This window comes from Acinetobacter sp. YH12120 (assembly GCF_013418795.1).
In the GTDB taxonomy this organism is placed as follows: domain Bacteria; phylum Pseudomonadota; class Gammaproteobacteria; order Pseudomonadales; family Moraxellaceae; genus Acinetobacter; species Acinetobacter towneri.
In genome coordinates this window covers 1-24,935 of record NZ_VPBI01000030.1, presented here as the reverse complement: position 1 = coordinate 24,935, position 24,935 = coordinate 1, and the positions used below count along the sequence as shown (strand labels likewise).

General features: G+C 41.3%; 23 protein-coding genes, 4 pseudogenes and 1 other annotated feature. Of the genes and pseudogenes, 11 read left to right on the top strand and 16 right to left on the bottom strand.

Translation table 11 applies throughout. The features are described 5' to 3' along the window. The first annotated feature begins 565 nt into the window (after positions 1-565). Positions 566-1,453 carry an Mph(E)/Mph(G) family macrolide 2'-phosphotransferase gene (gene mph / locus FTU58_RS12955; RefSeq protein WP_071830579.1) on the top strand — a complete coding sequence of 296 codons (888 nt, stop codon included), beginning with the start codon at positions 566-568 and terminating at the stop codon, positions 1,451-1,453. Positions 1,454-1,526: 73 nt separating this feature from the next. Here mph and FTU58_RS12950 read toward each other — a convergent pair whose 3' ends face one another. The 3 genes from FTU58_RS12950 to sul2 form a co-directional block, all read right to left on the bottom strand. Next, positions 1,527-1,991 (bottom strand): ATP-binding protein, encoded by a 465-nt coding sequence (locus tag FTU58_RS12950; protein WP_071830580.1) that lies wholly within the window; start codon positions 1,989-1,991, stop codon positions 1,527-1,529. A 61-nt stretch (positions 1,992-2,052) separates the two neighbouring features. Continuing rightward, entirely contained in the window at positions 2,053-2,301 is a 249-nt protein-coding gene (locus tag FTU58_RS12945; RefSeq protein ID WP_071830581.1) for a phosphoglucosamine mutase, read from the bottom strand. A gap of 86 nt (positions 2,302-2,387) precedes the next feature. Then, on the bottom strand, positions 2,388-3,203 hold the full coding sequence (gene sul2, locus FTU58_RS12940; protein WP_001043260.1) for a sulfonamide-resistant dihydropteroate synthase Sul2: 816 nt from the start codon (positions 3,201-3,203) through the stop codon (positions 2,388-2,390). An 89-nt stretch (positions 3,204-3,292) separates the two neighbouring features. Here sul2 and FTU58_RS12935 point away from each other — a divergent pair. Next, positions 3,293-3,520 (top strand): annotated as a pseudogene (locus FTU58_RS12935) (IS4 family transposase); the annotation flags it as partial. Between the two features lie 197 nt (positions 3,521-3,717). Here FTU58_RS12935 and FTU58_RS12930 read toward each other — a convergent pair. From FTU58_RS12930 to FTU58_RS12910, 6 genes and pseudogenes are all read right to left on the bottom strand, one after another. After that, positions 3,718-4,398: a LysR family substrate-binding domain-containing protein gene (locus tag FTU58_RS12930; RefSeq protein WP_109354582.1), complete on the bottom strand. Its 681-nt coding sequence runs from the start codon at positions 4,396-4,398 to the stop codon at positions 3,718-3,720. Positions 4,399-4,401: 3 nt separating this feature from the next. Beyond that, positions 4,402-4,701 (bottom strand): annotated as a pseudogene (locus FTU58_RS14180) (LysR family transcriptional regulator); the annotation flags it as partial. Between the two features lie 27 nt (positions 4,702-4,728). Beyond that, on the bottom strand, positions 4,729-5,943 hold the full coding sequence (gene floR / locus FTU58_RS12925) for a chloramphenicol/florfenicol efflux MFS transporter FloR (RefSeq protein WP_000214122.1): 1,215 nt from the start codon (positions 5,941-5,943) through the stop codon (positions 4,729-4,731). A gap of 151 nt (positions 5,944-6,094) precedes the next feature. Beyond that, positions 6,095-7,067 (bottom strand): annotated as a pseudogene (locus tag FTU58_RS12920) (IS3 family transposase). Continuing rightward, positions 6,662-6,778: a sequence feature (AL1L pseudoknot), on the bottom strand. Its footprint overlaps the pseudogene before it by 117 nt. A gap of 182 nt (positions 7,068-7,249) precedes the next feature. Next, complete coding sequence (locus FTU58_RS12915) at positions 7,250-7,816, bottom strand: recombinase family protein (protein ID WP_006581699.1); 567 nt, start codon at positions 7,814-7,816, stop codon at positions 7,250-7,252. 466 nt (positions 7,817-8,282) lie between these two features. After that, positions 8,283-9,608 carry an ISNCY family transposase gene (locus tag FTU58_RS12910; protein WP_179989167.1) on the bottom strand — a complete coding sequence of 442 codons (1,326 nt, stop codon included), beginning with the start codon at positions 9,606-9,608 and terminating at the stop codon, positions 8,283-8,285. Between the two features lie 168 nt (positions 9,609-9,776). Between FTU58_RS12910 and FTU58_RS12905 the strand changes: the two genes are divergently transcribed. Further along, positions 9,777-10,859 carry a hypothetical protein gene (locus tag FTU58_RS12905; RefSeq protein ID WP_004969299.1) on the top strand — a complete coding sequence of 361 codons (1,083 nt, stop codon included), beginning with the start codon at positions 9,777-9,779 and terminating at the stop codon, positions 10,857-10,859. 93 nt (positions 10,860-10,952) lie between these two features. Here the strand turns inward: FTU58_RS12905 and FTU58_RS14125 are convergent, their stop codons facing one another. Further along, the gene (locus tag FTU58_RS14125) at positions 10,953-11,078 is read right to left on the bottom strand and encodes a hypothetical protein (protein WP_004969301.1); all 126 of its coding nucleotides are present in this window, start codon (positions 11,076-11,078) and stop codon (positions 10,953-10,955) included. A gap of 216 nt (positions 11,079-11,294) precedes the next feature. On the opposite strand from FTU58_RS14125, the gene FTU58_RS12900 reads away from it, so the two are divergent. Both FTU58_RS12900 and FTU58_RS12895 read left to right on the top strand, forming a co-directional pair. Continuing rightward, the gene (locus FTU58_RS12900; RefSeq protein ID WP_004647749.1) at positions 11,295-11,591 is read left to right on the top strand and encodes a type II toxin-antitoxin system RelE/ParE family toxin; all 297 of its coding nucleotides are present in this window, start codon (positions 11,295-11,297) and stop codon (positions 11,589-11,591) included. A gap of 1 nt (position 11,592) precedes the next feature. Beyond that, the gene (locus tag FTU58_RS12895; RefSeq protein WP_004969304.1) at positions 11,593-11,883 is read left to right on the top strand and encodes an addiction module antidote protein; all 291 of its coding nucleotides are present in this window, start codon (positions 11,593-11,595) and stop codon (positions 11,881-11,883) included. Positions 11,884-11,993: 110 nt separating this feature from the next. Here the strand turns inward: FTU58_RS12895 and FTU58_RS12890 are convergent, their stop codons facing one another. Both FTU58_RS12890 and FTU58_RS12885 read right to left on the bottom strand, forming a co-directional pair. Then, positions 11,994-13,448, bottom strand: a complete 1,455-nt coding sequence (locus FTU58_RS12890; protein WP_026438532.1) for a SulP family inorganic anion transporter — start codon at positions 13,446-13,448, stop codon at positions 11,994-11,996. A 249-nt stretch (positions 13,449-13,697) separates the two neighbouring features. Then, entirely contained in the window at positions 13,698-13,907 is a 210-nt protein-coding gene (locus FTU58_RS12885; RefSeq protein WP_004976362.1) for a hypothetical protein, read from the bottom strand. Between the two features lie 249 nt (positions 13,908-14,156). Between FTU58_RS12885 and FTU58_RS12880 the strand changes: the two genes are divergently transcribed. The 3 genes from FTU58_RS12880 to FTU58_RS12870 all read left to right on the top strand — a co-directional run bounded on the left by FTU58_RS12880 (position 14,157) and on the right by FTU58_RS12870 (position 15,690). Beyond that, the gene (locus tag FTU58_RS12880; RefSeq protein WP_154320144.1) at positions 14,157-14,459 is read left to right on the top strand and encodes a type II toxin-antitoxin system RelE/ParE family toxin; all 303 of its coding nucleotides are present in this window, start codon (positions 14,157-14,159) and stop codon (positions 14,457-14,459) included. Beyond that, positions 14,460-14,741, top strand: coding sequence for an addiction module antidote protein (locus tag FTU58_RS12875; protein ID WP_000985610.1), 282 nt, complete (start codon positions 14,460-14,462; stop codon positions 14,739-14,741). A 130-nt stretch (positions 14,742-14,871) separates the two neighbouring features. Further along, entirely contained in the window at positions 14,872-15,690 is an 819-nt protein-coding gene (locus tag FTU58_RS12870; protein WP_032073151.1) for an AraC family transcriptional regulator, read from the top strand. A gap of 27 nt (positions 15,691-15,717) precedes the next feature. Here the strand turns inward: FTU58_RS12870 and FTU58_RS12865 are convergent, their stop codons facing one another. Further along, complete coding sequence (locus tag FTU58_RS12865; protein ID WP_074163998.1) at positions 15,718-16,314, bottom strand: LysE family translocator; 597 nt, start codon at positions 16,312-16,314, stop codon at positions 15,718-15,720. Between the two features lie 426 nt (positions 16,315-16,740). Between FTU58_RS12865 and FTU58_RS12860 the strand changes: the two genes are divergently transcribed. From FTU58_RS12860 to FTU58_RS12850, 3 genes are all read left to right on the top strand, one after another. Next, positions 16,741-17,904: an efflux RND transporter periplasmic adaptor subunit gene (locus FTU58_RS12860; RefSeq protein WP_032073150.1), complete on the top strand. Its 1,164-nt coding sequence runs from the start codon at positions 16,741-16,743 to the stop codon at positions 17,902-17,904. Then, the gene (locus FTU58_RS12855; RefSeq protein WP_270915313.1) at positions 17,901-21,005 is read left to right on the top strand and encodes a multidrug efflux RND transporter permease subunit; all 3,105 of its coding nucleotides are present in this window, start codon (positions 17,901-17,903) and stop codon (positions 21,003-21,005) included. Before FTU58_RS12860 ends, FTU58_RS12855 begins: the two co-directional genes overlap by 4 nt. A 113-nt stretch (positions 21,006-21,118) precedes the next feature. Next, positions 21,119-22,633 carry an MFS transporter gene (locus FTU58_RS12850; RefSeq protein WP_032073148.1) on the top strand — a complete coding sequence of 505 codons (1,515 nt, stop codon included), beginning with the start codon at positions 21,119-21,121 and terminating at the stop codon, positions 22,631-22,633. 103 nt (positions 22,634-22,736) lie between these two features. Here the strand turns inward: FTU58_RS12850 and adeS are convergent, their stop codons facing one another. The 3 genes and pseudogenes from adeS to FTU58_RS12835 all read right to left on the bottom strand — a co-directional run. Then, positions 22,737-23,843 (bottom strand): two-component sensor histidine kinase AdeS, encoded by a 1,107-nt coding sequence (adeS, locus tag FTU58_RS12845; RefSeq protein ID WP_032073131.1) that lies wholly within the window; start codon positions 23,841-23,843, stop codon positions 22,737-22,739. Continuing rightward, positions 23,833-24,561 (bottom strand): efflux system response regulator transcription factor AdeR, encoded by a 729-nt coding sequence (gene adeR / locus FTU58_RS12840; protein ID WP_032073130.1) that lies wholly within the window; start codon positions 24,559-24,561, stop codon positions 23,833-23,835. The genes adeS and adeR overlap by 11 nt, the downstream gene beginning before the upstream one ends. A 245-nt stretch (positions 24,562-24,806) precedes the next feature. Then, a pseudogene (locus FTU58_RS12835) lies at positions 24,807-24,935 on the bottom strand (IS1 family transposase); the annotation flags it as partial.

Sequence of the window (24,935 nt, the reverse complement as noted above, 5' to 3'; positions counted from 1 at the left end):
GTAAATTTTCAGCGTTGCTGGCTCCCCGTCAGCCGGATTGGGTTGCATCGCAGGGGTGTCGAAAGAGTCAACTGCGGTCCAAAGCTGTTGGACTTGGGTGAAAAGGGCGTTTATTCTTCCTATACGTGAACCGCATCCTACGGAATGAGTAACCCTTGCCCTATTGTGAGTAGAACGTCGTATAATTCAAACGAAAGCAGTTAATAGGTATGAAATATCACAGCACAAAAGAGCGACAGGACATGTTTAGATGATGTTATTATAAAATAATAACATCATGGATGAATAAAAAATAATTTTCTATCTTTACAACTATGTTATACTTCTATGATAAGGCTATGATGGCAAAGCCTTGGTTTTCCTAATCAAATAGTCGCCGAGATGGCTTCAATGCGACAGTAGGTCTACTGTCTCACAATTAATTCATGTATCAGATTTTTGTTCCCTGATGGGAAGTGTTATCCATACGAAAAGAATATGGGTAAAGTGTTACACCTGTATATGACATTCAGAATGTCCTGTCGGGGGAACTGGTACCAATTTAATAAAAGAAAACAGTATAGAAATGACAATCGAAGATATGCAAACATTAGCCCTAGAGCATGGGCTGAGAATTTCGGAAGAGATGAGCGTCAATGAGATGGGCATCGACTTTAGAGTTGCCTTTGTAAAGGAAGTAAACGGTGAGAACTGGGTACTCCGTATACCTCGAAGAAGCGATATGCTTGAACAAATCGAAAATGAAAGTAGAATATTGGATTTAGCCAAAAGAAACCTGTCGATCAATGTCCCTGATTGGAAAATTGTATCGGAGCGCCTAATAGCCTACCCTTTACTGGAGGATGCGCCTGCTCTGACATTCGATGCGATAACACATGAGGTTTCTTGGAACATAGATCGCGATAGCATAGCTTATGTGGAGTCTCTGGCAAAATCATTGGCCGAATTACATCGTATTACAGCTGACGATGTGAGAAAGAGCAACTTGAAAATAATGACTCCAAGTGAATTGAGGACCGAAATAGCTGACCGTATCCACTTGGTGAAATCTGAGATAGGTATCAGCGAGCCGTTGGAAAACAGATACCGTAGATGGTTGGACAATGACCCTTTGTGGCCTGAATTCACTTGTTTCATCCATGGCGATCTCTATGCAGGGCATGTCTTAACCTCGAAGGAAGGTAAGACCTCTGGTATCATAGATTGGTCTACTGCGCATATGGGTGATCCTGCACTGGACTTTTCTGGTCACGTATCGGTTTTTGGAGAGGATAGCCTGAAGAGTTTGATAACGGAGTATGCTAAACAAGGCGGAACGATATGGGATAGGCTCTACGAACAATCTATAGAGAGGGCTGCTGCAGCTCCATTAGCATATGGCGCTTTTGCGGTAGAGTGCAACGACGATAATCATATCAATGCCGCCAGAGCAGCCTTAGGTATTGTTCAATAAAATGATGTGAGGATACTTTTTTAAATGCTAAAATAGGAGTTCGATTGGTGCCACTTAAGAGTATCATTGATTTCTATTTTAGCCAGTATCCTCCACTTTTAGGAGCTCCTCGAAACTCGATTTTATGATCATCTCTTAAGATTTTGAGCCACCGCTCTACTATCTTGACAGGAACTAATAGCTCGTTTACTAAAAATGGTGCACGCTTTCCTGGATTAGTTCTTATCTGATTAAATAGTAGATTTACTCCCTCACTTACTCCCTCATTAGATTCGAAAAGTAGCTTTGATGAGACAATAACTCGAAAACCGTGCTGGAAATTTTCAAAGACAGGGGGACGCAGACCATAGGATGCGAAGCCTTCTTGGATTCGTTTGATGCCTGACCCATATTTTTCAATAAAATGCGCTTCTTTGAACGTGGCAGATATCCTTTTATTGCGCGCCCATGGCGAGTAATCTTCACGAAGAAGCTGATCAATCGTTAAGTTATCAGCTAAACCACCTGGATTGAAAAACTCTATGGAATTGTAATACACCCTGATTATGGAATCGGCAAATTAATTTGGACTTGGGTGAAAAGGGCGTTTATTCTTCCTATTACGTTGTCGGCAGCGGGCCAAAAAGGAATACGTCCATGCCCATCGAGGTGAAACCGGCTGTGAGCGCGGGTTCAAGCATATAGCCCGACAGGCGCGTATCCTTGCCGATCACGACACGATGGCGGTGGTCACCGCGACGAAAGACACGGCCAGCCGCCATGCCGACGCGCAAGGCGGTTTCCGCCGTCATCGCGCCTTCGTTGGCTTTGCCACGAATACCGTCTGTGCCGAAATATTTGCGCACCATAAGGTCGATTATCCTGTCGTCGGGTCGCCCTCAAAGGGGACATGCCTGCTGAACCGCGAATATAGAGAAATATCCCGAATGTGCAGTTAACGAATTCTTGCGGTTTCTTTCAGCGCCGCCAATACCGCCAGCCCGTCGCGCAAGGGGCGCGGCTCGTGTGTGCGGATGAAGTCAGCTCCACCTGCGGCGGCGGCAAGCTCTGCAGCGAGTGTCGCGGCCCCGACATCCCCCGGACCACGGCCTGTGAGCGCGCGCAGAAAGGATTTGCGCGAAACAGACAGAAGCACCGGCAAATCGAAGCGCAGCCGCAATTCATCGAACCGCGCCAGCACCGAGAGCGAGGTTTCGGGAGCAGCCCCCAGAAAAAACCCCATGCCGGGATCAAGGACAAGGCGGTTGCGTTTGATACCGGCACCCGTCAGCGCCGCGATGCGCGCGTCAAAGAACGCCGCAATGTGATCCATGATGTCGCCAGCGGGTGCCTCGCGCCGATCTGCCTGCCCGTCTTGCACCGAATGCATAACGACGAGTTTGGCAGATGATTTCGCCAATTGCGGATAGAACGCAGCGTCTGGAAAACCGCGAATATCATTGAGATAGGCCACACCACGCGACAAGGCATAGGCTTGCGTCGCGGGTTGATAACTGTCGAGCGAGACGGGAATGCCATCTGCCTTGAGCGCGTCCAGCACCGGCGCGATACGCGCGATTTCTGTGTCGGACGAAACAGGCGCGGCGTCGGGATTGCTGGATGCCGGACCGAGGTCGATCACATCTGCCCCCTCGGCCATCAGCTTACGCGCCTGCGCAATGGCTGCGTCTGGCGCCAGATACCGGCCTCCATCGGAGAAACTGTCCGAGGTTATGTTGACGATGCCGAAAATGATGAGCGATTTATTCATGGGGGCTTCTATAATAATCTCTGTACACGACAAAAATAGATAACTCATTGAAATAATGTCACAATAATTGTTTTCTAACGACGAATACTATGACACATCTCAATGAGTTATATCTTATCTTAAACAAATCTCTAAAATGGAACAAGTCACATTTAAAGTGCTTTGCGCTCATCATGCTTGTGATTATTTTAAAGCAAACATGTAATCTTTCTTCTGCATCTAAAGCCTTGCCCATCAAGTGTTTACCACAATCATTTTATCGACGTATGCAGCGCTTCTTTGCAGGTCAGTATTTTGATTATCGTCAAATTTCTCAGTGTCATCACCAGAACGATGGTGATGACTACGGCGATCTGACCCCAAAGGATTCGGCCTCCGCGCAATGCAGGCTCCAGTCGGCAAAAGAGACGGAGCCGATCAGAGAGTAGGCAAAATCGGGACGGGCAACAGGAAAGAGGATGCCGGAGGGCTGCCGGATACTATCGGCGGCAAATAGGATGGATCGCCTGTGCCGTTATCGTGCCGGTCGAGTGCCATCCAGGAAACGATTGGGCGAATCGCCGTCACGCTTCATTTTGCCTGCGAGGTTGAGTAGATTTTTCAGTGCGGAGTTGCGATTGAACGGCGACCAGACGGCTGTAAAGGCAACCGGCTCCGGTTCATCGAGGAAGGGCAGGAAGACGATGCCGGTCGTCGGCAACAATGACGTTGCCTCGCCGACGATAGTGATGCCGAAGCCTTGTCCGACCATAGATAGCAGCGTGTCGCGCCCCACATCAAAGCGCCGGATCGACGGTGCGGGCCAACGCCCGGCAAGGCGCAGCACGATATGGTCATGGACCTGCGGGCCGGTGCCACCATAGCGAACAATGAAAGTCTCGCCGACCAGATCGGACCAAGTGATTGCGGACTGCCCGGCGAGGCGATGCCCATCCGATAGCACGGCCACCAGCGGTTCGGTCCAGATCGGTCGGGTATGGCAGTCGGGCATCTCGGGCTTGCCCGCGACGAACACCACGTCGAGCTGGTCAGCACGAAGCTGCATCACCGCATCGCGGGCTGTGCCTTCGGTGATCTCAACCTCAATGCCCGTATGTTCTTCCCGATAATGACGGATCAGCTCCGTGAGAAAGCTGCGTGGGATTAAGGCATGGATGCCGATGCGAAGCCGGCCGTATTCTCCTTGAGCTGTCATGCCTGCGGTCTTCACTGCGTGATCGAGTTGATCGACACCCGCCGTGACACGCTCCATGAAGTGCCTGCCTGCGTCTGTTAGCCGAACGCCCCGCGCATGGCGCTCAAATAGCAGGACACCAAGGTTATCCTCCAGCGCTTTCACACGCGCGCTGACGCTCGACTGGCTGATACCAAGTGCCTTGGCCGCATGCCGAAAATTCAGATGCTCGGCGACGGCGATGAACTGAACAAGGGAAATGAGCGGTATCCTGCCAGACAGGATACCGACATTCACGAGGTTTCGATGGTTAGTGCGCCGCATCGGAGCGGGCCTGCTACCAGTCGTCGGTTAGACGACTGGCGACTTCTCGGTGGCAGCCCCACGGAGCCGAAGGAGCACCAGCCCCAACGAAACCAGTACCGCCATCGCCGTGGCGTAACAGATCACGGGCCACGCTGTGTCACCGTTTAAAAGTGCCACCGCCAATGTCCCGACAATGCTGACTATCAGGCTTTGAACGCAGAAGTAGAACGCGACCGCTGATCCCGCGATGTCGTCGAACTCTGCCAAAGCGCCGTTCGCGGTAACGGACACCGTGAAGACAATACCGACCGCGACAACCCACATCGGTAGGATGAAGGTGAGGAATGACGGCGAGCCGTAAAGTTCGCCGATCCCCAACAGGACCGCTCCGCAAACAAGCAACGCCATCCCACGCGCCACGCATCCTGCGATGCCCCATCTGGCGACAAAGGACTTCGCGAAACGGGTTGTCACGATCATTACAAGCGCGACAGTGGCGAAGGCAAAGCTGAATCCGATCTCGGAATATTCCGCTTGGCCTATGAGCACACGGGGAGCCGTCGAGAAGAAGACGAAGTAGGTGCCCATACCGGCGCTAAAGCCGACAGTGTAAACCCAAAAAGCCGGACTCGCGAAGATCGGCAAGACAGATCGGCGCGTCTTGACTTGATCCAGAGGGCGGGTTTCGTGCCACCTGAAACCCGCATTTAGGAGTGCGAGCATCGCCAGTATAGCCAAAGTAATGAATATCGCCTGCCATCCCAAGAACTCGCCGATCAATACTCCGGCGATAGGGCCGAGCGCAGGCACGAACGCCAGCATCGAACTGAAAAGGCCGTAGATGACGACACCCTCAGGACGGTTGGCATAAACGTCGCGAACCGTCGCGAACGTCGCCACCAGCATGGCCGACGCGCCCACTGCTTGAAGTAGACGGAAAGCGACAAAGGCCGGTGCAGTTGAAGACCAAGCTGCTCCCAGAGACGCAATGACGAAAGCCGTTGCGCCCGCAAGTAGAATTGGCCGTCGCCCGATTCTGTCTGAGAGCGGACCAAAAATCACCTGGCCCACGCCGAGCATCACCATATAGAGGCTCAACGTGAGTTGGATCATAGCGGGCGTCGTGTTCAGGATGCCGGGCATCGCTGGAACGACAGGGAGATAAATATCCATCGCCAGTGAAGCGAGGATGTCGAAAGGAGCCATCAGCAGCAGTGCTGCCGGCAGCGTATAGGCCCACGCGGGGCGTGTGGTGGTCATGACGAATCAACCCTCGATTAAGGAATACCGGGCGACGTCTGCTCGTCAGCAATCAGATGAGACTAGCCTTACAGAGCGCCGCAACAACAATACTGGTTGTTGCGGCTTACTTGTCTGCTGACTTGGAATTTCCCATCTGATTACTCCACGCTTACGAATATGAATTGCTACATTTTATCCGATTATCTTTTGCTTTGCAATGCGGCATGGGCGCACTCAGCGTTCCAGCCCCCTCTGCCGCCCTAAATGCTTGCTCCAATGCATCGAGCACCATATCTGTATTCATCCGTGTCGATACTTTCCATCCAACAATTGCTCGTGAGAACACATCAATAATAAATGCAGTATAAACCCAGCCTGAATTTGTTTGAATATACGTAAAGTCACTCACCCACAGTTGGTCAGGATGATCAGCAGTAAAATTACGTTTTACCAAGTCATCCGCTCGTTTTTGATCATCTCGGCTACGGGTGGTTTGTTTGTTCTTACCACGCCAAACACCTTTTATACCTAGCTTTTGCATTAATCGAGCAACAGTACAGCGCGCAATAATATAGCCTTCACGTTTCAGTTTTTGCCAGACTTTACGTACACCATACCGACCTGAACTTTCCTTCCAAATTCGTTTAATCTCCTCAGCATGATGCAAGTCATGTAAATCTCGCTTTGCTCGATGTTCTGGATTTTCACAGAGATCTAGAGTCCGGTAATAGGTTGAAGGTGCGATCGGTAAAATTCTACAAATCGCCTCGACTCCGTACAGCTCTTTATTATTATGGATAAAATCCACCATTATTTGTGTGGGCGGTCGAGCTCCGCCTGGGCGAAAAAAGCGGCTGCTTTACGTAGAATTTCATTGGCGCGTTGCAGTTCTTTATTTTCGCGTTCGAGTTGTTTGATACGTTCTTGGTCTGAAAGCTGCTGTACTTTAACTGGATTTTGTTTATCTAAATATTTTTGATACCAAACACGTAGTGTTTCAGGAGTACAACCCTTGCGCAGTATACTGCTCAGGGAGCAATAGCGGTGATCGCAGCCCAATTCGATGGATAATCTTTCTCGGATTCAATCAATAATTGAACCGCTCTTTCTCTGATTTCAGGGGTATATTTTACTTTTTTCATCGGGACATTCTCTCAGAAAGCTTGGTCTCCGACAAACCCGGTACGGTTCAAAAATCTTCCATTGATTTATTTATATCTGTTAAACCAGTCGCATTATGAAATGTAATATAAGTAGAAATTTCAGTATAAATGGTCATGATCTTTTCTAAATTTGAATATCTAAGCGTCTTCATTAATCAACCTTATTGATTATTAGTTTCTTCTTTTAAAGCTCTTTGTACTGTTGCTATCCCTACTTTAAACTTTTCTGCAACACCTCTAAATGTTGAATTTTCTTCAGCCATTGCTTTTCGTATTTCAACATAGTCAACCTTCCGCTTTCTTCCCTTATATAAGCCCTTCGCTTTGGCTTTTGCAATTCCTTCCTTTTGACGCTCACGGATCATGGAGCGTTCAAACTCTGCAAATGCAGCAAGCATCTGAAACATGAGTTTATTTATTGCCGATTGTGCTACATCATGACTGAAGGTCAAATTCTCTTTATGAAAAATAATGGTTATACCACGATCATTCAGACTATTCACAATTTCGTTCAGATCATTTGTATTACGTGCCAGACGATCAATACTATGAACATGCACCGTATCACCTTCACGCAGATAGTCGAGCATTGCATTTAACTGAGGACGTTCACGGCTACCACCGCTTGCCTTTTCAGTAAAGGTCTTATCCAGGCTGATTCCATCTAATTGACGTTCAGTATTTTGTTCAGTTGAACTGACTCGAATATATCCGACCTGATTAGGCATTCTGTACCGTTAGAGTTTAGATAATTAAATACATATTGTACCGAAATTAAATATTAAGTCTATAAATACGGTTTTTGAGTTGCTTTTTAAGACTTTATTTTGTTCCGTTAGGCTATACTCTATAGTTACATAATTCGTGATTTAAAGAGACCTAGAAAAAGAGAAATGGTATTTATTTGAGCTAATCAAAGTTGAGAAACTTTAGAATTCTTGCGTTAGTCAAATTTTAAGCAGCCAAAAGCTATATTTTATGAGGTTTTAGCCAATTCAAAAATTAGATAAACTATACTTTCGCAAGAGGTCTTTTGATTAAATAATAAGCGTGGAACGTGAAAAATCATAAAAAAAGCCCACCTTGGGGAAGATGGGCTATCAACTAGAAACTACAGCATTGATTTCTATAGAGAATTATAACGCTGTTATTCCTAAGTAGTAATGTCCTACCTTAAAACCAAATAGAAATGTCCTATACAGACATTTCCAAGTCAAGCACAGGATTCAGATTTCGTTCTTTGATTACTGTCTTCTGTGCACGTCTGCTTGGCATAGATTGAGAACGATTACGTTTGTTTTGCTGTTCCAATTCTTCATGCTGTTGTTGAATATGATTGAGAACTGCACCTAAACGTTTATTCTCAACAATCTCTCGCTGGTTAAGCTGACTTAATTTATCGAAGATGCTGTAATTGATTTTTCTTCCCTGATATTCAATCGCGACTGTACCATCCGGGTATTCCAGGAACTCAAGATACTTACTAATCAATCTTTGGTTTTCTTCCGTGTTTTCCAGGAGATATACGCATTTATCATAAGTAATCGTCAGGCTATTCGTGACTCTGCGGGGTTCACGCCAGGTAAAAATATCATCTAATTCTTCGGCTGTTTCAGTGACAGTCCGGTGTAGATCCTTGGGATTAAAGGCCATCTTGGCAAACTTCTGATTGAATTGCTCAATGAAGCAGGGTAGCCAGGCATTCGCTTGTTCAATCGAACAGATGCCTTCCAGGCGCATTTCTTTGATCAGACGGTCCTGAAGCGTTCTATTGGCTCGTTCTACACGGCCTTTGGCCTGTGGTGAATTAGCGAAGATAATATCGATATTCAGGGTGCTGAGTACGCGCCCAAATTGCGTAATCTTGGTGTCTTTCTTGCTGCTTTGATTCACCCTGAAGACTGAATGTTTATCGCTGTAGAAGGCTAAAGGCTTACCATGCTGCTCAACATACAAACGTGTTGAAATCATATAGTCAAAGGCTGATTCTGACTCACAGAAGCGTAAGTGCTGCAATTTTCCTGTGGCGTCATCGATAAACACCAATAGACAGCATTTAGGGGCTCTTCCTTCAAACCAGTCATGATGTGAGCCATCAATTTGGATCAGTTCACCATAACAGTCCCGGTTATAACGAGGCTGATATGGGCGTTTCAGGCGTTTGGAGCGAGGAATCCATAAATCGGCTGCAATCATCCAGGAACGCAGGGTTTCCACTGAAATATCGAATCCATGAATGGTAGTCAGCTTTTCATGCGCTAAAGTGGGTCCGAAACCATGGAATTGCTCAGCAACCATATTGAGGCACTTGAGCCTGAGTTCTTCAGGAAGCCTGGAATTGCTGGTTTGACCACGACCGGCATGGGCTAATGCAGCTGGGCCTTGAGCTTTGTATTTTTGCAGTAAACGCCTGATCTGACGTTCTGAAATATGAAGTAGCTGAGCAGCCTGGGATTGAGTTATGCGTTGATCGCAGATTTCCTGCACGACCGACAATCGTTTAAGTTCTTTATCCGACATAGACACCAACATATCAAACCGTCCGCTTCGATAATCGCAAAAGCGCATATTCTAAAAGCGGACATTTTTACTTTGGAGAAACCGGACATTTCTATTTTGGAGTTACAAACGCATTTCGTATAAGGTGTATTATGTTAATTTTAGATTTTTTAAAAAATTAGGGCATCCATGAATCCTTTAGAATTCTACTGTTTAATATTGAAAAATATGGATAAAAACCTGGCTAAGAAACTAGGTAAAATTGAGAAAAAATATACTAATGTTCCATTTAAAAATGATGAAATAGCTAAAGTTAAAATTAAATCCGAATTTGCTTCAGAAATGGGGTTTTTCGTACTTAATTCAGCAACTTCTTTAGCTGTAGATGAAGAAAACTATAATTTTGCATACTGCTTAAAAATCTTAGAACTATATCCAATTAAGAATAACGATTTTTTTTATTGGAATGAGCATATAAAGCTATTTTCAGAATTAGAAAAAAATAATTTTTTATATGAAGATGTCTGCAAACTACATGATTTTCTGGTAAATAACTTTAGCTTTAACGGTGATTTAAAGAATATTATTAGTCATGAGATGCTTAGAAATTCTGGCGTCAATATACTGCTAATTTTAATTCACTTAGATCATTTAATTTCTAAGAAGTGGGGATTCCAATCAATCTCACTAAACCAAGCATTAAAGTTTAAGTTTAAAAATAAACGACCATACTTCCCATCAAAAACTTTTACAGATTTTCTTTTATTTATCTTAAAGATAAATGCAAAGTTTGAAGCAACAAAAGGACATAAAGTCGAGATTCTGAAGACTATTCCTCCAACTAATGGTTTTGAGCAATGGTTAGATCCTTCTCTCGAAGATGAACAAATTAAAGAATTTATACAACTAATTAAAAAAGTTAGAGAAAACAGAAGACTATGCTACTTGAATGAAGTCTATGAGTTCCTAGGTCTACCTTATGGTGAGTTTAAAAATGATGAAATTTATGAACAAGTCTCAGAAGAGAATTATTTATTCCTGAAAAATGAACTTCCAGAAGATAAGTGGTTTGAAAGTATTAATGCCATAGCTGGCCTATGGTTAATATATTTTTGGCAAGACTTTTATTATAAACATTTTCAAAAAACAGCCAGCGTTTCTACGTTAGCTACATCAGAAGATTTTATCGTGATATGGGAAGCCTTCCTGAAGAAATATCCTTCAGAAGGCCAATATCTTTGGCCTTCTGAATTGATATTACAAGATAAATAAATTTTTATTTACGAGGTGGATTATTGTCTCGGCCACCACCTGATGGATTTCCAGTAGTACTAGGCCAACCTGCTGTGCTCATAGTTTTCATCCTTATTTAGATTTCGTAGGTTTATGATTAGGATTCAATTGTCGGCTACGGTTGTCCTGATTCTGCGCATGTTGAATATTATTAGGATTTTTTACTGTAGCACGTTGATCATTCGCTGTTTGTGTCATTGCTTTCTCCTTAAAATGTTTGAACATCTGACAAGGAAAGTATGGCTTCAAAAAAATATGCATCTTGCCTGAAAAACAGTAAAAAAGTTTAAATTTTAACCAAAAAAATTATGTATTTAACATAATGGTGTTATACGAAATTAATGGATGTTCGTATAAATTACTTGCATATTGTATTCGATCGAATACAATATAGTGAGAAGATAAGGAATCCTCATGATTGAAATTAAACGTCTTCCAGAATTTGATGAATGGTTGGATGGCATTAAAGACAATATGACCCGTATCCGCCTGAATCGTCGATTAGATAAGGTTCAACGTGGAAACTGGGGAGACATTAAACCTCTCCAAGATGGCGTTTGGGAAATGAGAGAATTCTTCGGTTCTGGATGGAGGATGTATTACATCCAACATGGTGACGTTGTGATTGTAATGCTTGGTGGTGGAGATAAATCAACTCAACAACAAGACATCGATCGGGCAGTCAAACTATCGAAAACATTGGAGGATTAAAATGGTTAAAGTCGCTGATTTACCAAGTTTTGATATGGCTGAGTCGCTCAAAACTGAAGAAGACATTGTGATGTATCTCAATATGGTTCTTGAAGAAAATGATCCAGCTGAATTAGCCCATGCACTTGGTGTTATTGCTAAAGCTCGTGGCATGACTCAAATCGCTAAAGAAGCAGGGATTGGGCGTGAAGCACTCTACAAAGCCCTACGTCAGGATTCAGCACCACGTTTTGATACGATTAATCGTGTAGTAAATGCTTTAGGCTTAAAACTCACAGTACAACACGCTTAAAACTTTAAAAATATAGTAAAAATGGGAGCTAAAGGCTCCCATTTTTAGATTCGTATAAGGTGTATTATGTTAATTTTAGAAATTCTATATAAATATAGAATTTTTAAAACTTAAATTCTGGCATGTGTCCCATACTTATCAATCATGATCGAACTGGCTTCATTTAGACCACGTACTGTGACATTCGCACCATTCTTTTGAAATTTATTTACAACAGAATCAAGCATGGCGACTGATGTTACATCCCAAATGTGAGAATGGGTCAAATCAATAATCACCTCCTTTACATCCTCTTTAAAGTCAAAACCTTGCATGAATTTTTCAGAAGAACTAAAGAAGATCTGACCTCTCAACTCATATAAACGGGCCATTCCTTCAAAAGATGCTGTCACCTGGATATCATTTTCAAGTTTATTCGCCAGGAACAAGGCTGAAAGTAATACGCCTGTTAACACACCCAAAGCCAGGTTATGCGTAGCAACAACTACAATCACCGTCGCAATCATGACGATATTACTACTCTTAGGATTATCTTTTAACTGAGTGACAGAACTCCATTCAAAGGTACTGATAGAGACCATTATCATTACCGCTACCAATGCAGCCATTGGAATCACTTTGAGCCAGTCGCTGATAAATACAACCAGAATAAGAAGAAAAATGCCCGCAGAGAATGTTGATAAGCGTGTAAGGCCACCTGATTTTACGTTAATCATAGATTGACCAATCATTGCACAACCGGCCATGCCACCCATAAAGCCAGAAGCAATATTCGCAATCCCTTGTCCCTTACATTCCTGATATTTATCACTTGGCGTATCAGTCATTTCATCCACGATAGTTGCTGTCATCATCGATTCAAGTAAACCTACAGCCGCCAGTGCGACTGAATAAGGCAAAATAATCATCAATGTTTCAATATTCAAAGGAATATCTGGAATCAAGAACATTGGAAGTGTGTCAGGTAAAGACCCCATATCGCCCACGGTCCGTACATCAATTCCTAAAGCGATTGCCAATAATGTGATTGCAATGATGCAGACTAGTGGAGAAGGGAGTAATTTTCCTAATTTGGGAACCAGAGGGAATAGATAAATAATTGCTAAACCTAAAGCAACAAAAGCATATACATGCCAGGTCACATTAATCAGTTCAGGCAATTGAGCCATGAAAATTAAGATCGCTAACGCATTTACGAATCCAATAACCACAGATTTAGATACAAACCGCATTAACTTGGCGAGCTTTAAATAGCCTGCCAATATTTGAATCACGCCTGTCAAAATTGTTGCTGCCAGCAGATATTCAAGCCCATGCTCTTTGACCAATGTGACCATAAGCAGCGCCATTGCACCAGTGGCTGCTGAAATCATGGCAGGACGACCACCTACGAAAGAAATCACGACGGCAATACAGAAGGATGCGTATAGACCAACTTTAGGATCTACACCTGCAATAATTGAAAATGCGATGGCTTCAGGGATGAGTGCAAGACCGACGACTAATCCGGCAAGTACATCCCCACGGATGTTAGAGAACCACTGTTCTCGGACATTAGATAACATAAACATAGCCTGTTTTTTAATTTTTCAGATAGGCTAGTGATGTGATATATACAACACACAAACGACTACACCACATCACTAGACAGTGATGAGTTATTTACAGATTTAAGACGATAAATAAACTTAAGGTGGCGTAAGTGTCATAAGATGAAAGAACGTTTTAGAGTAAAAAAATCAGGACAAGGGTAACAGCTAGGTACTTTTTTATAAAGCCTGGATGTTATATCCAAGCTTTGTTTAATCGGTATTTTATGAAGCTTTTGGCTCCCCAAGTAATTGACCTATTTCCAAACGTGTATAGCCACGTTCTTTAAAAATCAAAACAATAGCCTGTTTATAATCTTCAGAAGTAGAAGTCTTATACTTAGTTATCAGTTGATTTTCAGAATTCAGCTCAAGATCATTTTTGATGGTCAATACTTCGCTAGAGATCTTGTTAAAGATATTTAGGTTAAACATACAGGCACTCGTCATCCGTATTATAGCGGCCCGACTATAACGAATACCTGTCTTAGCTACGCTAGACACCCTTGGCCGCAAGGATTACAAATTAAGAAAAATTCCGCAAGTTTTTGTCTATTGAAAGAATAAATAATCTCCCAACTGCTATCTATTTAACATAATGGTGGTTATACGAAATTCTGTTGTAGCCCCATACATTCAAGTTTATTTCTTGCATGAATGTATCCTATAGGATACATTACTCTTATGTACTCAATATATACCACTGAAGTCTTTGATGACTGGTTTACTAAGTTAAAAGACCTGCAGGCAAAAAGACGTATACAAGTCCGAATTGATCGGGTTGAAGATGGAAACTTTGGAGATACTGAACCAGTAGGTGAAGGTGTTTCTGAATTACGTTTCTTCTTTGGACCTGGCTACAGGATCTATTACTGTAAGCAAGGGCAAAGGGTCGTTATTCTTTTAGCAGGCGGAGACAAGTCTACGCAAAGTAAAGATATAAAACTTGCCCTACAATTAGCACAAGATTTAGAGGAGGAGCTGTAAATGGCTATCAAACTTCGCAAATGGGACAGTGCTGAACATCTTAAAACAGAAGAAGATATGCAAGCTTACCTACAAGCCTGTATCGATGAATCTAATGGTGATGCGGCATTCATTGCAAAAGCTTTAGGTAATATTGCTAAAGCTAAAGGAATGGCTCAATTATCAAGAGACACTGGTTTAGGTCGAGAAAGTCTTTATAAAGCACTTTCTGGCGATGTAAATCCAAGCTTTGATACTGTTATTAAAGTCGTAAAAGCACTGAATTTACGCTTAGCAATTTAAAAAAAACTAGTAAAAAAGGGAGCTTTAAGCTCCATTTTTCATTTCAACTTCGTATAACGTGTATTATGTTAATTTTAGGAAAAGTGAAAAATAATCTACAATAGAATCTACGAAAAATTGGCCATCAATTATGCCTGATTTCTCCAGTGGAAATAATTGGATTGTGAGATCCCCCACTCAAAATCATAAATTAGAAAGAATTGAAGCATTTCTTTCCAATTATGCTTATAAACCTCACCGACATGATACTTATGCTATTGGCAGGACTCTTTCCGGAGTTCAAAACTTTCATTACAAAGGTACATTGCAACATAGCTTGCCAGGCATGACTATGGTTCTACACCCGGATGAAAAGCATGATGGTGAATCAGGAACATTAGATGGCTATCGCTATAGAATGATTTACATCGAACCAGCGATGATCCAAACCATTTTAAAGGGTAAACCTTTGCCTTTTATCAGACATGGCTTAAGTAATGATATTCGCCTGTTTAGGGCAATGGATAGCTTTCTAAATAATATAAATAATTATATGGATACCCTAGAAGAGGAAGATGCTCTATTTGATTTGGCAACTACACTGTGTGAAATTTCAGATACTTCATCTAACCAAAACAAAAAATTTGACTACAAGGCAGCAGAGAGAGCGCGTGAGTGTATTTTGGCGTATCCACATGAAAACTTAAGTTTGTCAGATTTAGAGAAACATGCTGATCGTGACCGCTGGAGCCTTTCTCGTGATTTCCGATTATTATTTGGAACTAGCCCACACCGTTATATGATCATGCGTCGCTTAGAAACAGTTAAGTTCTACCTTGCTCAAGGGGAGTCTATTGTTAATGCTGCTTTAAATGCAGGCTTTTTTGATCAGAGTCATATGACCAGACATTTTATAAAAACATTTGGTTTAACTCCCACTCAATGGAAAATGATAAATATTAAAAGATAGCCGTTCGATTTGAACGGCTAATTTGTCCTACAGCAGATTTATTCCATTAAGAAAATCTTTGAACATAAAAAGCCCTGATAAAATCAAGAGTATACCCATCAGCTTATTTAGCCGATTAAACCAGATAGGATTAGCAATTTTGTTGCCTAATACTTTTCCAACCAGAGCATAGGTGAATGGTGCGCCAACAGCACCAAGTGAAATCAGTAAAGAAACTATCAAGATCATGATTCCTGTGATTTTGGCTGCAGGGTACATAATTGTCGTAACAGGTAGAATGACGAGAATGGCTTTTGGATTTAATAACTGAATAAATAAGCCATTTAAGAATGTTAGATGGCTTTCTTGCTGTTGAGTTGTTTCTACATTCGCCCTAATCATTTTTATAGCCAAGTAGAATGTATAAATTGCACCCGCTAAAGCAATATAATGAATCAATCCATGTGGAATAACAGCTTCACCTATATAGCCAAACAATACGAATAAGATCAACATGGCGAAACCAATGCCTAGGTAAAATCCTATAGTCTTTTTTAATTGACCTGTAAGGCCAGAATTTAGCCCCATAAAATTTACAGGGCCTGGGCTATACATAACGCTTAATGTATAAAGAAATATTTCCACAGAGTTCACTCAATTAGATAGCAATAAACATCAAAGAGAGAACGGTATCGAGTTATAGGCCTTAAAGATTGTACGTTTGTGCTGAACTAATTAAAAATTTCTATTTAACTTATGTTCACCTAAAGTTCACTTCATAAGTGTATAAAGAAACTATGTATTGTATTTTCAATTGCTTATATAAATATTAGTCTTGGTTTAGAATTTTAAAGTTCATGAACTATGAGAAAAAACTAAGATACGATCAAAATTGTAGAACAACAAAATTATTTATACTAATTTACAAGCCACGCTGTTTAAGCGTGTCATTAAAAAATAAATCTTTTAATCTCTCCACACAATCTCCACACAATCTCCACACAACATCAGCAATTCATAAACACTGCTATTTCAAAATAGTAGTATCTAAAACCCCCCCTCTGAAAAAGCATGTCAACACATTATCATTTAATAGGTTCAATACTTATTACAACTGTACTTTTAATCGGCTGTACACAAGCCAAAGATGCTGAACAGTCCCCAACAGAAATGCCACCAGCGGTTGTCAGTACCATCACGGTATTACCGCATTCCATGAATTTAATTGAAAATCTTCCAGGCCGTGTTGTCGCTTACCGTATTGCTGAAATTCGCCCGCAAGTAGGTGGAATTGTTGATAAAGTACTTTTTAAGCAAGGCTCTTATGTGCAAGCAGGTCAACCGCTTTTTAAATTGAATTCTGAAATATTTCAGGCAGATGTAAAAAGCAATCAAGCCACTTTAAACCGTGCACAAGCTGAGGTGACACGTTTGCAGGTGCTGTTAAAACGCTACACTGAATTAGTAAAAGTAAATGCGGTTAGTCAGCAGGAATACAACAATACCGAAGCAGATTATCAAAAAGCAAAAGCCGATGTGGCGCAAATGCAAGCCATGTTAAGCAGACAACAACTTAATCTTAAATATGCGACTGTTACAGCCCCTATCTCGGGAACGATTGGTGAAATCTTAGTGACTGAGGGTGCATTAGTTGGTCAAGGTGATACTAATGCAATGGCCGTAATACAACAGATTAATAAAGTCTATGTTGATGTAAAGCAATCAATTAGTGATTATGAAAAACTACAGGAAGCTTTACAGCAAGGTGACGTGTCAAATACCAAACATACGGTTGAAATCCTAAATAGTCAGGGTAAACCTTATAACGTTACAGGTGAAATCCTATTTTCGGATACTAAAGTTGATCCTGATACGGGTGATGTCACAATCCGTATTTTAGCCAATAATGAAAATCAAAAACTTTTGCCAGGCATGTATGTTCGAGTCAATATGAGCCGAGCTCAAGTTGAAAATGCGCTCCTAGTTCCAGAACAAGCGATTCAACATGATATTAGTGGTAAAGCCAATGTTACGATTGTTAATCAAAAAGGTTTAGCGCAAAGCAAGCCTGTTCAGCTTGGTCAACGTTATCAAAATAACTATGTGATCAAACAAGGGTTACAAGCAGGTGAGAAAGTCATTGTTGAAGGGGCTGATCGTATACAGCCTGAGCAAAAATTAAAAATTAAGCAGTGGCAACCTACAAATATTAAGGAAAATGGAGGACAGCAATAATGTCCCAATTTTTCATTAGGCGTCCTATTTTTGCATGGGTGATTGCTTTATTTATTATTCTGTTGGGTGTACTAAGCATCCCCAAGTTACCTATTGCACGATTCCCAAGTGTTGCGCCACCACAGATTAGTATTACGGCAATCTATCCAGGTGCTACGCCAAAAACATTGAATGATAGTGTTGTGACCTTGATTGAGCGGGAAATGTCAGGTGTCAAAAACTTACTTTATTACAGTTCAAGTTCAGATAGTTCTGGAACAGCAACAATCACCGCAACATTTAAACCAGGTACAGATGTAGAACTTGCACAAATTGATGTGCAAAACAAAATTAAAGCCATTGAGTCACGCTTACCTCAAACAGTGCGACAACAAGGGCTGATGGTCGATGCTGCGTCGTCTGGTTTTTTAATGATGGTGGGCTTAAGTTCACCGAATGGCAAATATAGTGAAATTGATGTCAGTGACTATATGACTCGCTATGTGATTGAAGAATTAAAGCGGGTTGACGGTGTTGGTAAAGTCCAAAATTTTGGTGCTGAAAAAGCCATGCGGATTTGGGTCGATCCAGATCGTTTGGTTTCTTATGGATTGAGTATTCAAGATGTGAATACAGCCATCCAAAACCAAAACTTGCCGATATCACCAGGTCGTATTGGTGATGTTCCTGCTTTGACGGGGCAACAAATTACTATTCCTTTAACTGCTCAAGGTCAATTAGAAACTGTAGAGCAATTCAAGAAAATTAGTTTACGTGCTCAACAAAATGGCGCCAATGTTCGACTGTCGGATGTCGCTCGTGTCGAAATCGGGGCACAGATGTATAACTTTGCGATTTTAGAAAATGGCAAAGCCTCTACAGCTGTGGCGATACAAATGAGTCCTGGTGCCAACGCTGTCAAGACTGCAGAAGGTGTTAAAGCGAAAATTGAACAGTTAGGTTCAGCACTGCCTGATGGTATGAAATTCTCTATACCTTACGACACTGCACCTTTTGTAAAAATCTCGATTGAAAAAGTAATCATGACATTGCTTGAAGCTATGGCATTAGTTTTTATTGTCATGTTTATCTTTTTACACAATGTTCGATACACCTTAATTCCGGCGATTGTTGCACCGATTGCATTGCTTGGCACATTCTCAGTCATGCTGCTTGCTGGTTTTTCGATTAATGTGCTGACCATGTTCGGTATGGTGCTTGCGATCGGGATTATTGTCGATGATGCGATTGTGGTCATTGAGAATGTTGAACGCATTATGGCGACAGAAGGCTTATCTCCAGTTGAAGCCACATCTAAAGCCATGAAGGAAATTACCAATCCGATTATTGGCATCACCTTAGTGTTAGCCGCTGTATTCTTGCCGATGGCATTGGCGTCAGGCTCAGTGGGGATTATCTATCGTCAGTTCACCATTACCATGTCGGTTTCAATTTTATTCTCAGCTTTCCTTGCACTGACATTAACCCCTGCGTTATGTGCAACGATGTTAAAACCGATTGATCAAGACCATCAGAAAAAGGGTGTTTTTGCATCGTTTGATCGCAGTTTTGAGAAGCTGAACAATCGCTATGAACGCAGTTTATTTAAAGTAATTAAACATAAAACCCTCGCAATGTTATGTTTCTTAGGCATTGTCATTGTGCTGATTTTTAGTTTTAAACACGTTCCGACTGCGTTTATGCCAGAAGAAGATCAGGGGTGGTTTATGACTTCGATTCAACTTCCTGCGGATGCAACTCAAGAACGTACCCGTAAAGTCGTTGCTGAGTTTCAAAATTATTTAGACCAAGAAACGGGGATTAAAGACAATATGGCGGTCTTAGGTTTTGGTTTTAGTGGATCTGGTCAGAATACAGCGATGTATTTTACCAATCTATTGCCATTCGAAGAGCGTACTATTACGGCACAAGAAGTCGTGAATAATGCCAATATAGCGATGGCTGAAAGTTCAGAAGGTCAAACCATGTCTGTGTTACCACCAGCAATTGATGAATTGGGTAACTCATCTGGTTTTTCACTGAGATTATTAGATCGTGGCAATATTGGCATGCCTGCTTTAAGAGAAGCACAAGATCAGCTTTTAGCATTAGCAGCACAAAGTAAAATCGTGGCGGAGGTCTATCCTGAAGGTTTGCCAGATGGCAGTTCTGTACAGCTTAAAATTGATAGAGATAAATTGCAGGCATTAGGTGTTAATTTCAGTGATGTGACCGATATTATTTCAACCTCAATGGGTTCGATGTATATCAATGATTTTCCAAATCATGACCGTATGCAGCAAGTCATTGTGCAACTTGATGCCAAATCACGCATGAGTATTGAAGATATTCTTCAGATTAAGGTGAACAGTCAAAGCGGTAAATTGGTTTCAATGTCTGAAATAATTACTCCAATTTGGCAACATTCCCCACAACAATACAATCGTTACAACGGTCGTCCATCATTGAGTATTTCTGGCAGTCCAGCAGCAGGTATATCTTCAGGACAAGCCATGACTGAGATGGAAAATTTGATTGAACAACTTCCGAAAGGTGTGGGTTATGAGTGGACTGGGATTTCTCTAGAAGAAAAACAGTCGGAATCACAAACCTTGTTTTTATTACTGTTGTCGATGTTAGTCGTTTTCCTTGTCTTGGCAGCGCTTTATGAAAGCTGGTCAATTCCATTCTCTGTGATGCTAGTTGTCCCTCTAGGGTTGATTGGCGCCTTTTTAGCAGTAATGTTACGTGGTATGCCAAATGATATTTTCTTTAAGGTCGGCATGATCACGATTATTGGTCTATCTGCAAAGAATGCTATTTTGATTGTTGAGTTTGCAAAAGCACTAAGAGAAGAAGGAATGGGTTTAGTGGAGGCAACCGTTGCAGCCGCTAAATTGCGCTTACGTCCAATCCTAATGACATCTTTGGCATTTACCTGTGGCGTTATTCCTTTAGTCATTGCCAGTGGCGCTAGTTCTGAAACTCAAAAAGCGATTGGTACAGGCGTCTTTGGCGGCATGATCAGCGCAACAATTCTAGCTGTTATTTTTGTACCGATTTTCTTTATTGTCGTCATGAGCATGGTTGAGAAATTCTCGAAACGTAAAGCGGCACATTAAGCATCAAAACTGAGAATAAAAGCTGTGGGTTAACGAGTTTAGCCCACAACAAATCTTTCATTTACATCTTTATTTCAGAATTGATTTAATAAACCATCAATATAGGTTTAATCATGAAAGCTACCAATCTTGATCCGAAACGCTGGTGGATATTGCTCGCTGTCGTGCTTGCATTTCTGCCGATTGTGATTGATATGACTGTACTGCATGTTGCGGTTCCCTCATTAACCCAATCGCTGAGTGCCACAAGTAACCAAGTCTTATGGATTATTGATATTTATCCATTACTTATGGCTGGACTTTTAGTTCCGATGGGAACTTTGGCTGATCGTGTCGGCAATCGTAAGATTCTGCTGATTGGCTTGGTTATATTTGGAATTGCCTCAGTCCTTGCGGCATTTTCCCAAACGGCTTCTATGCTGATTGCCGCACGTGCTTTATTAGCATTAGGCGGTGCCATGATTATGCCCTGTGTATTGGGTATTATTCGCAGAACCTTCGAAGACAGTCGCGAACGTGCCATTGCGCTGGGTATTTGGGGCACAATCGGATCAGCCGGTGCCGCCATTGGACCGCTCATTGGTGGGGGATTGTTAGAATATTTCTGGTGGGGTTCAGTTTTCCTGATTAACGTCCCAATCATGCTGGTTGTCGCACCAATGTGCTATTTCTTATTGTCCCGAAAAGAAGCTATAACCCCTGGACATTGGGCATTTGGTCAAGCGCTATTGCTGATTGTCGGTTTGATTTCGTTTGTATATGCACTAAAAGCAGGCTTAGGCGGTAAACAGTCGTTGTTGATTGTCTTGCCTTTGGTCGTTTTATCTATCGGCTTATTAACCATATTTGTACGCAAACAGCTGAATTCTCCTCAGCCGATGCTAGATCTTTCGCTATTTTCACGTCCTGCTATTTTAGCCGGCATTATTATGGCAATGGTTGCTGCAGGCGCTTTGGCAGGGGTTGAGTTAACTTTGGCAATGGAGCTGCAATATGTCATTCGTTTAACACCGCTGCAAGCCGGTCTTTTTATGGTTCCGATTATGGTTGCGGCCGCTATTGGCGGGCCTATTGCTGGTTTTTTATCCAATAAATTTGGACTCCGTCTGGTTGCGACCATGTCATTAATATTGGCAGCAATTGCGTTGGTCAGTTTGAGTTATTCAGATTTTCATCATCCGGGAATCATCGTTCCCTTTATTTTAGCTTCGATTGGATTAACACTGAGTATTGGTTTAACAGCTTCATCCATTGCGATCATGGGCTCAGTACCTGCAGAAAAGGGCGGTGCGGCAGGTTCACTTGAAAGTACAGGTTATGAACTGGGTACAGGACTAGGTATTACTTTATTTGGTGTTTTCATGGCCTATATATTTGGCAGTCATCTTCAAGTGCCGTCAGATTTAACTGCTGTTTTAGCAGAAAAAGCCAGACTTTCGATTGGTGATACCTATTTAGTGGCGAGCCAGTTACCCGTTGAACAAGGTACAGCATTGATTAACGCAGGTAAAATTGCCTTCAGTTCAGCTCATGTTAATTTATTATTAACAGCAGGGATTATCATCGGGATACTCTCCATTGTGGTATTTTTTATGCTAGCTAAATATCGAGATGAGAATTCATTGTGATGAAATTTATTTGAGGATCATCAAACAGAATGGTTAAGTTCAGACATCAATTTATCTTAAATTTATGGTTTAAATTAAGCCGTATTAATCTGAACTTAACACATTATAAATGAGTTGATGTCTTACGATTTAGTTGAATAGTAAAACAGCTGCCACCTAAGTTTTTGGATTTAGAATAATAAATATGACCTTGGTGTGCTTCAATAATTGCATCAATCACTGCCAAGCCTAATCCAGTACCGCCATCTAGACATGATCTAGAGTCTTCCAGTCGATAGAAGGGTTTGAACAGGTGTTTAAGATGCGATTCATCAATACCAGGACCTTCATCTTCAAACGTCAATACCCAATGTTCTGCTGTGGTTACAGATGTAATATTTATTTTTCCAGCATTCGAATATCTTAGAAAGTTAGAGAACAATGCAATAAAGACCTGTTCCATCCTTCTTATATCAACGCAAACCAATTTATCCGTCAAATTTAAAACAATAGTTAAACCTTTAACATGAAACCGTTCATTAAACATCTGCAGACATTTTTCAATACTATTTTTTAAATTGGTCTTTTCTAGTTCTAATCGTAATTGTTTATTTTCAATAAGTGTCAGTGTCCGTAAATCTTCCACAAGGTAAGATAAGCCTTCGACTTGGTTCAATAAGCTTAGGTGTAAAGCTTTATCGGCAATAAATATACCATCGACAATACCTTGCAAGCGACCTTGTAATATTGTCACAGGTGTTCGTAATTCATGTGCAATTGCAGCATTCCAAACAGTTGAATTCTTAACTGATACTTCAAGTTGGTTTGCCATTTCATTGAAGTTCTCAATAAGAGACTTGATTTCATGTGGAATATCATGATGTGGCTGTTTAATTCTGAGTGCTAAATTGCCTTGTTGAATTTGTTGAATAACATCTGCTAAATCACTAATTGGCTGTGTATAGCGTTTTCCATATTTAAAGGCGAGGATAGTAGAAAGAAAAAAGCCTGTTAATAGCACTAAAAACAGCCAGATAAAGTCAACGGAGGTAACTGAAAATTCATTTGAATTAATAACTTGTGTATTTAGAAAACCTATTTTTATCGCCCAGCTATAAACAAAATAGCCAATCATGAAAGATAACAGCGTAATGCCTAAATTGAATAGGCTCATCATGATAATAAACTGGAAGTTAATTCCAACAGAATTTTTAAAAAAGTTAAATTTCATGATTTTGATCTAAGCGATACCCCACGCCACGGACATTGATTAATAAGCCATTTACATCATTTTCTTCAAGTTTTTTGCGTAATTTGCTGATATGGCTATCTACAGTGCGATCTAAAGCATCACTTTCAGGCATACAGTTTTGGATCAATTCATTACGTGTAAAGACTTTATTCGGTGTTTTTGCCATCAAAAACAGTATCTTATACTCAGTTAACGTAAGGTTGAGCAACTGATTTCTTTGACCATTTGAAATGTAAACTTGATGATGATCTGGATTAATTTCAATATTTCTATAACGAATAATATTAGTTATTTCCATATTTTGGCTTGTACTTCGTCTAAGTACGGCTTGTATTCGTGCAATCACTTCGTTTGGGTTAAATGGCTTAATAATAAAGTCATCAGCACCCATTTTTAGCCCCATGATCTTATTCACTTGATCATCTAAGGCAGTCAGCATAATGACAGGTAAATGACTTGTTTGACGGATGATTTGTAGAATTTCCCAGCCATTTAGTTTGGGTAATTTAATATCAAGGAGAATCAGGTCGATAGAGTTGGCTTTTAGGCACTCTAAAGCTTGTTGTCCATCCAATGCACGGATGACCTGCATGTTTTCATTTTTTATGTATTTTTCAAGAATGTCACCAATATCATAATCATCTTCTACAACGAGAATGACGCTGTTTTCGAAGCTGTGCTGTAGATTTGGATACATATATTTTATCTTAGATGAAGTAGCTATGCATTTTAACATTTAATTGTGTAATGGAGATGATTAGACGAGCAGTCATTTATATTTGTAATTGAGGGGTGACATATAATAAAATTCGTTGCATATCAGTATTAATGAACAAAATGTCAATTATCATTCATTTAACATAATGGCTGTTATACGAAACAGAGATGTAACTCCAAAATAAAAATGTCCGGTTTCTCCGAGGTAAAATATGACTTTTGAACAAAAATAAGCCATTGTTTATTCTTTTTATTTCCAACAAAATTCCAGAACTCATCTACTTCGAGAGATTCATAATGACTTTGCTGAGGCTGAATTTCATAGGTTGATTCAGTTAAAGTACGTAAAACTTT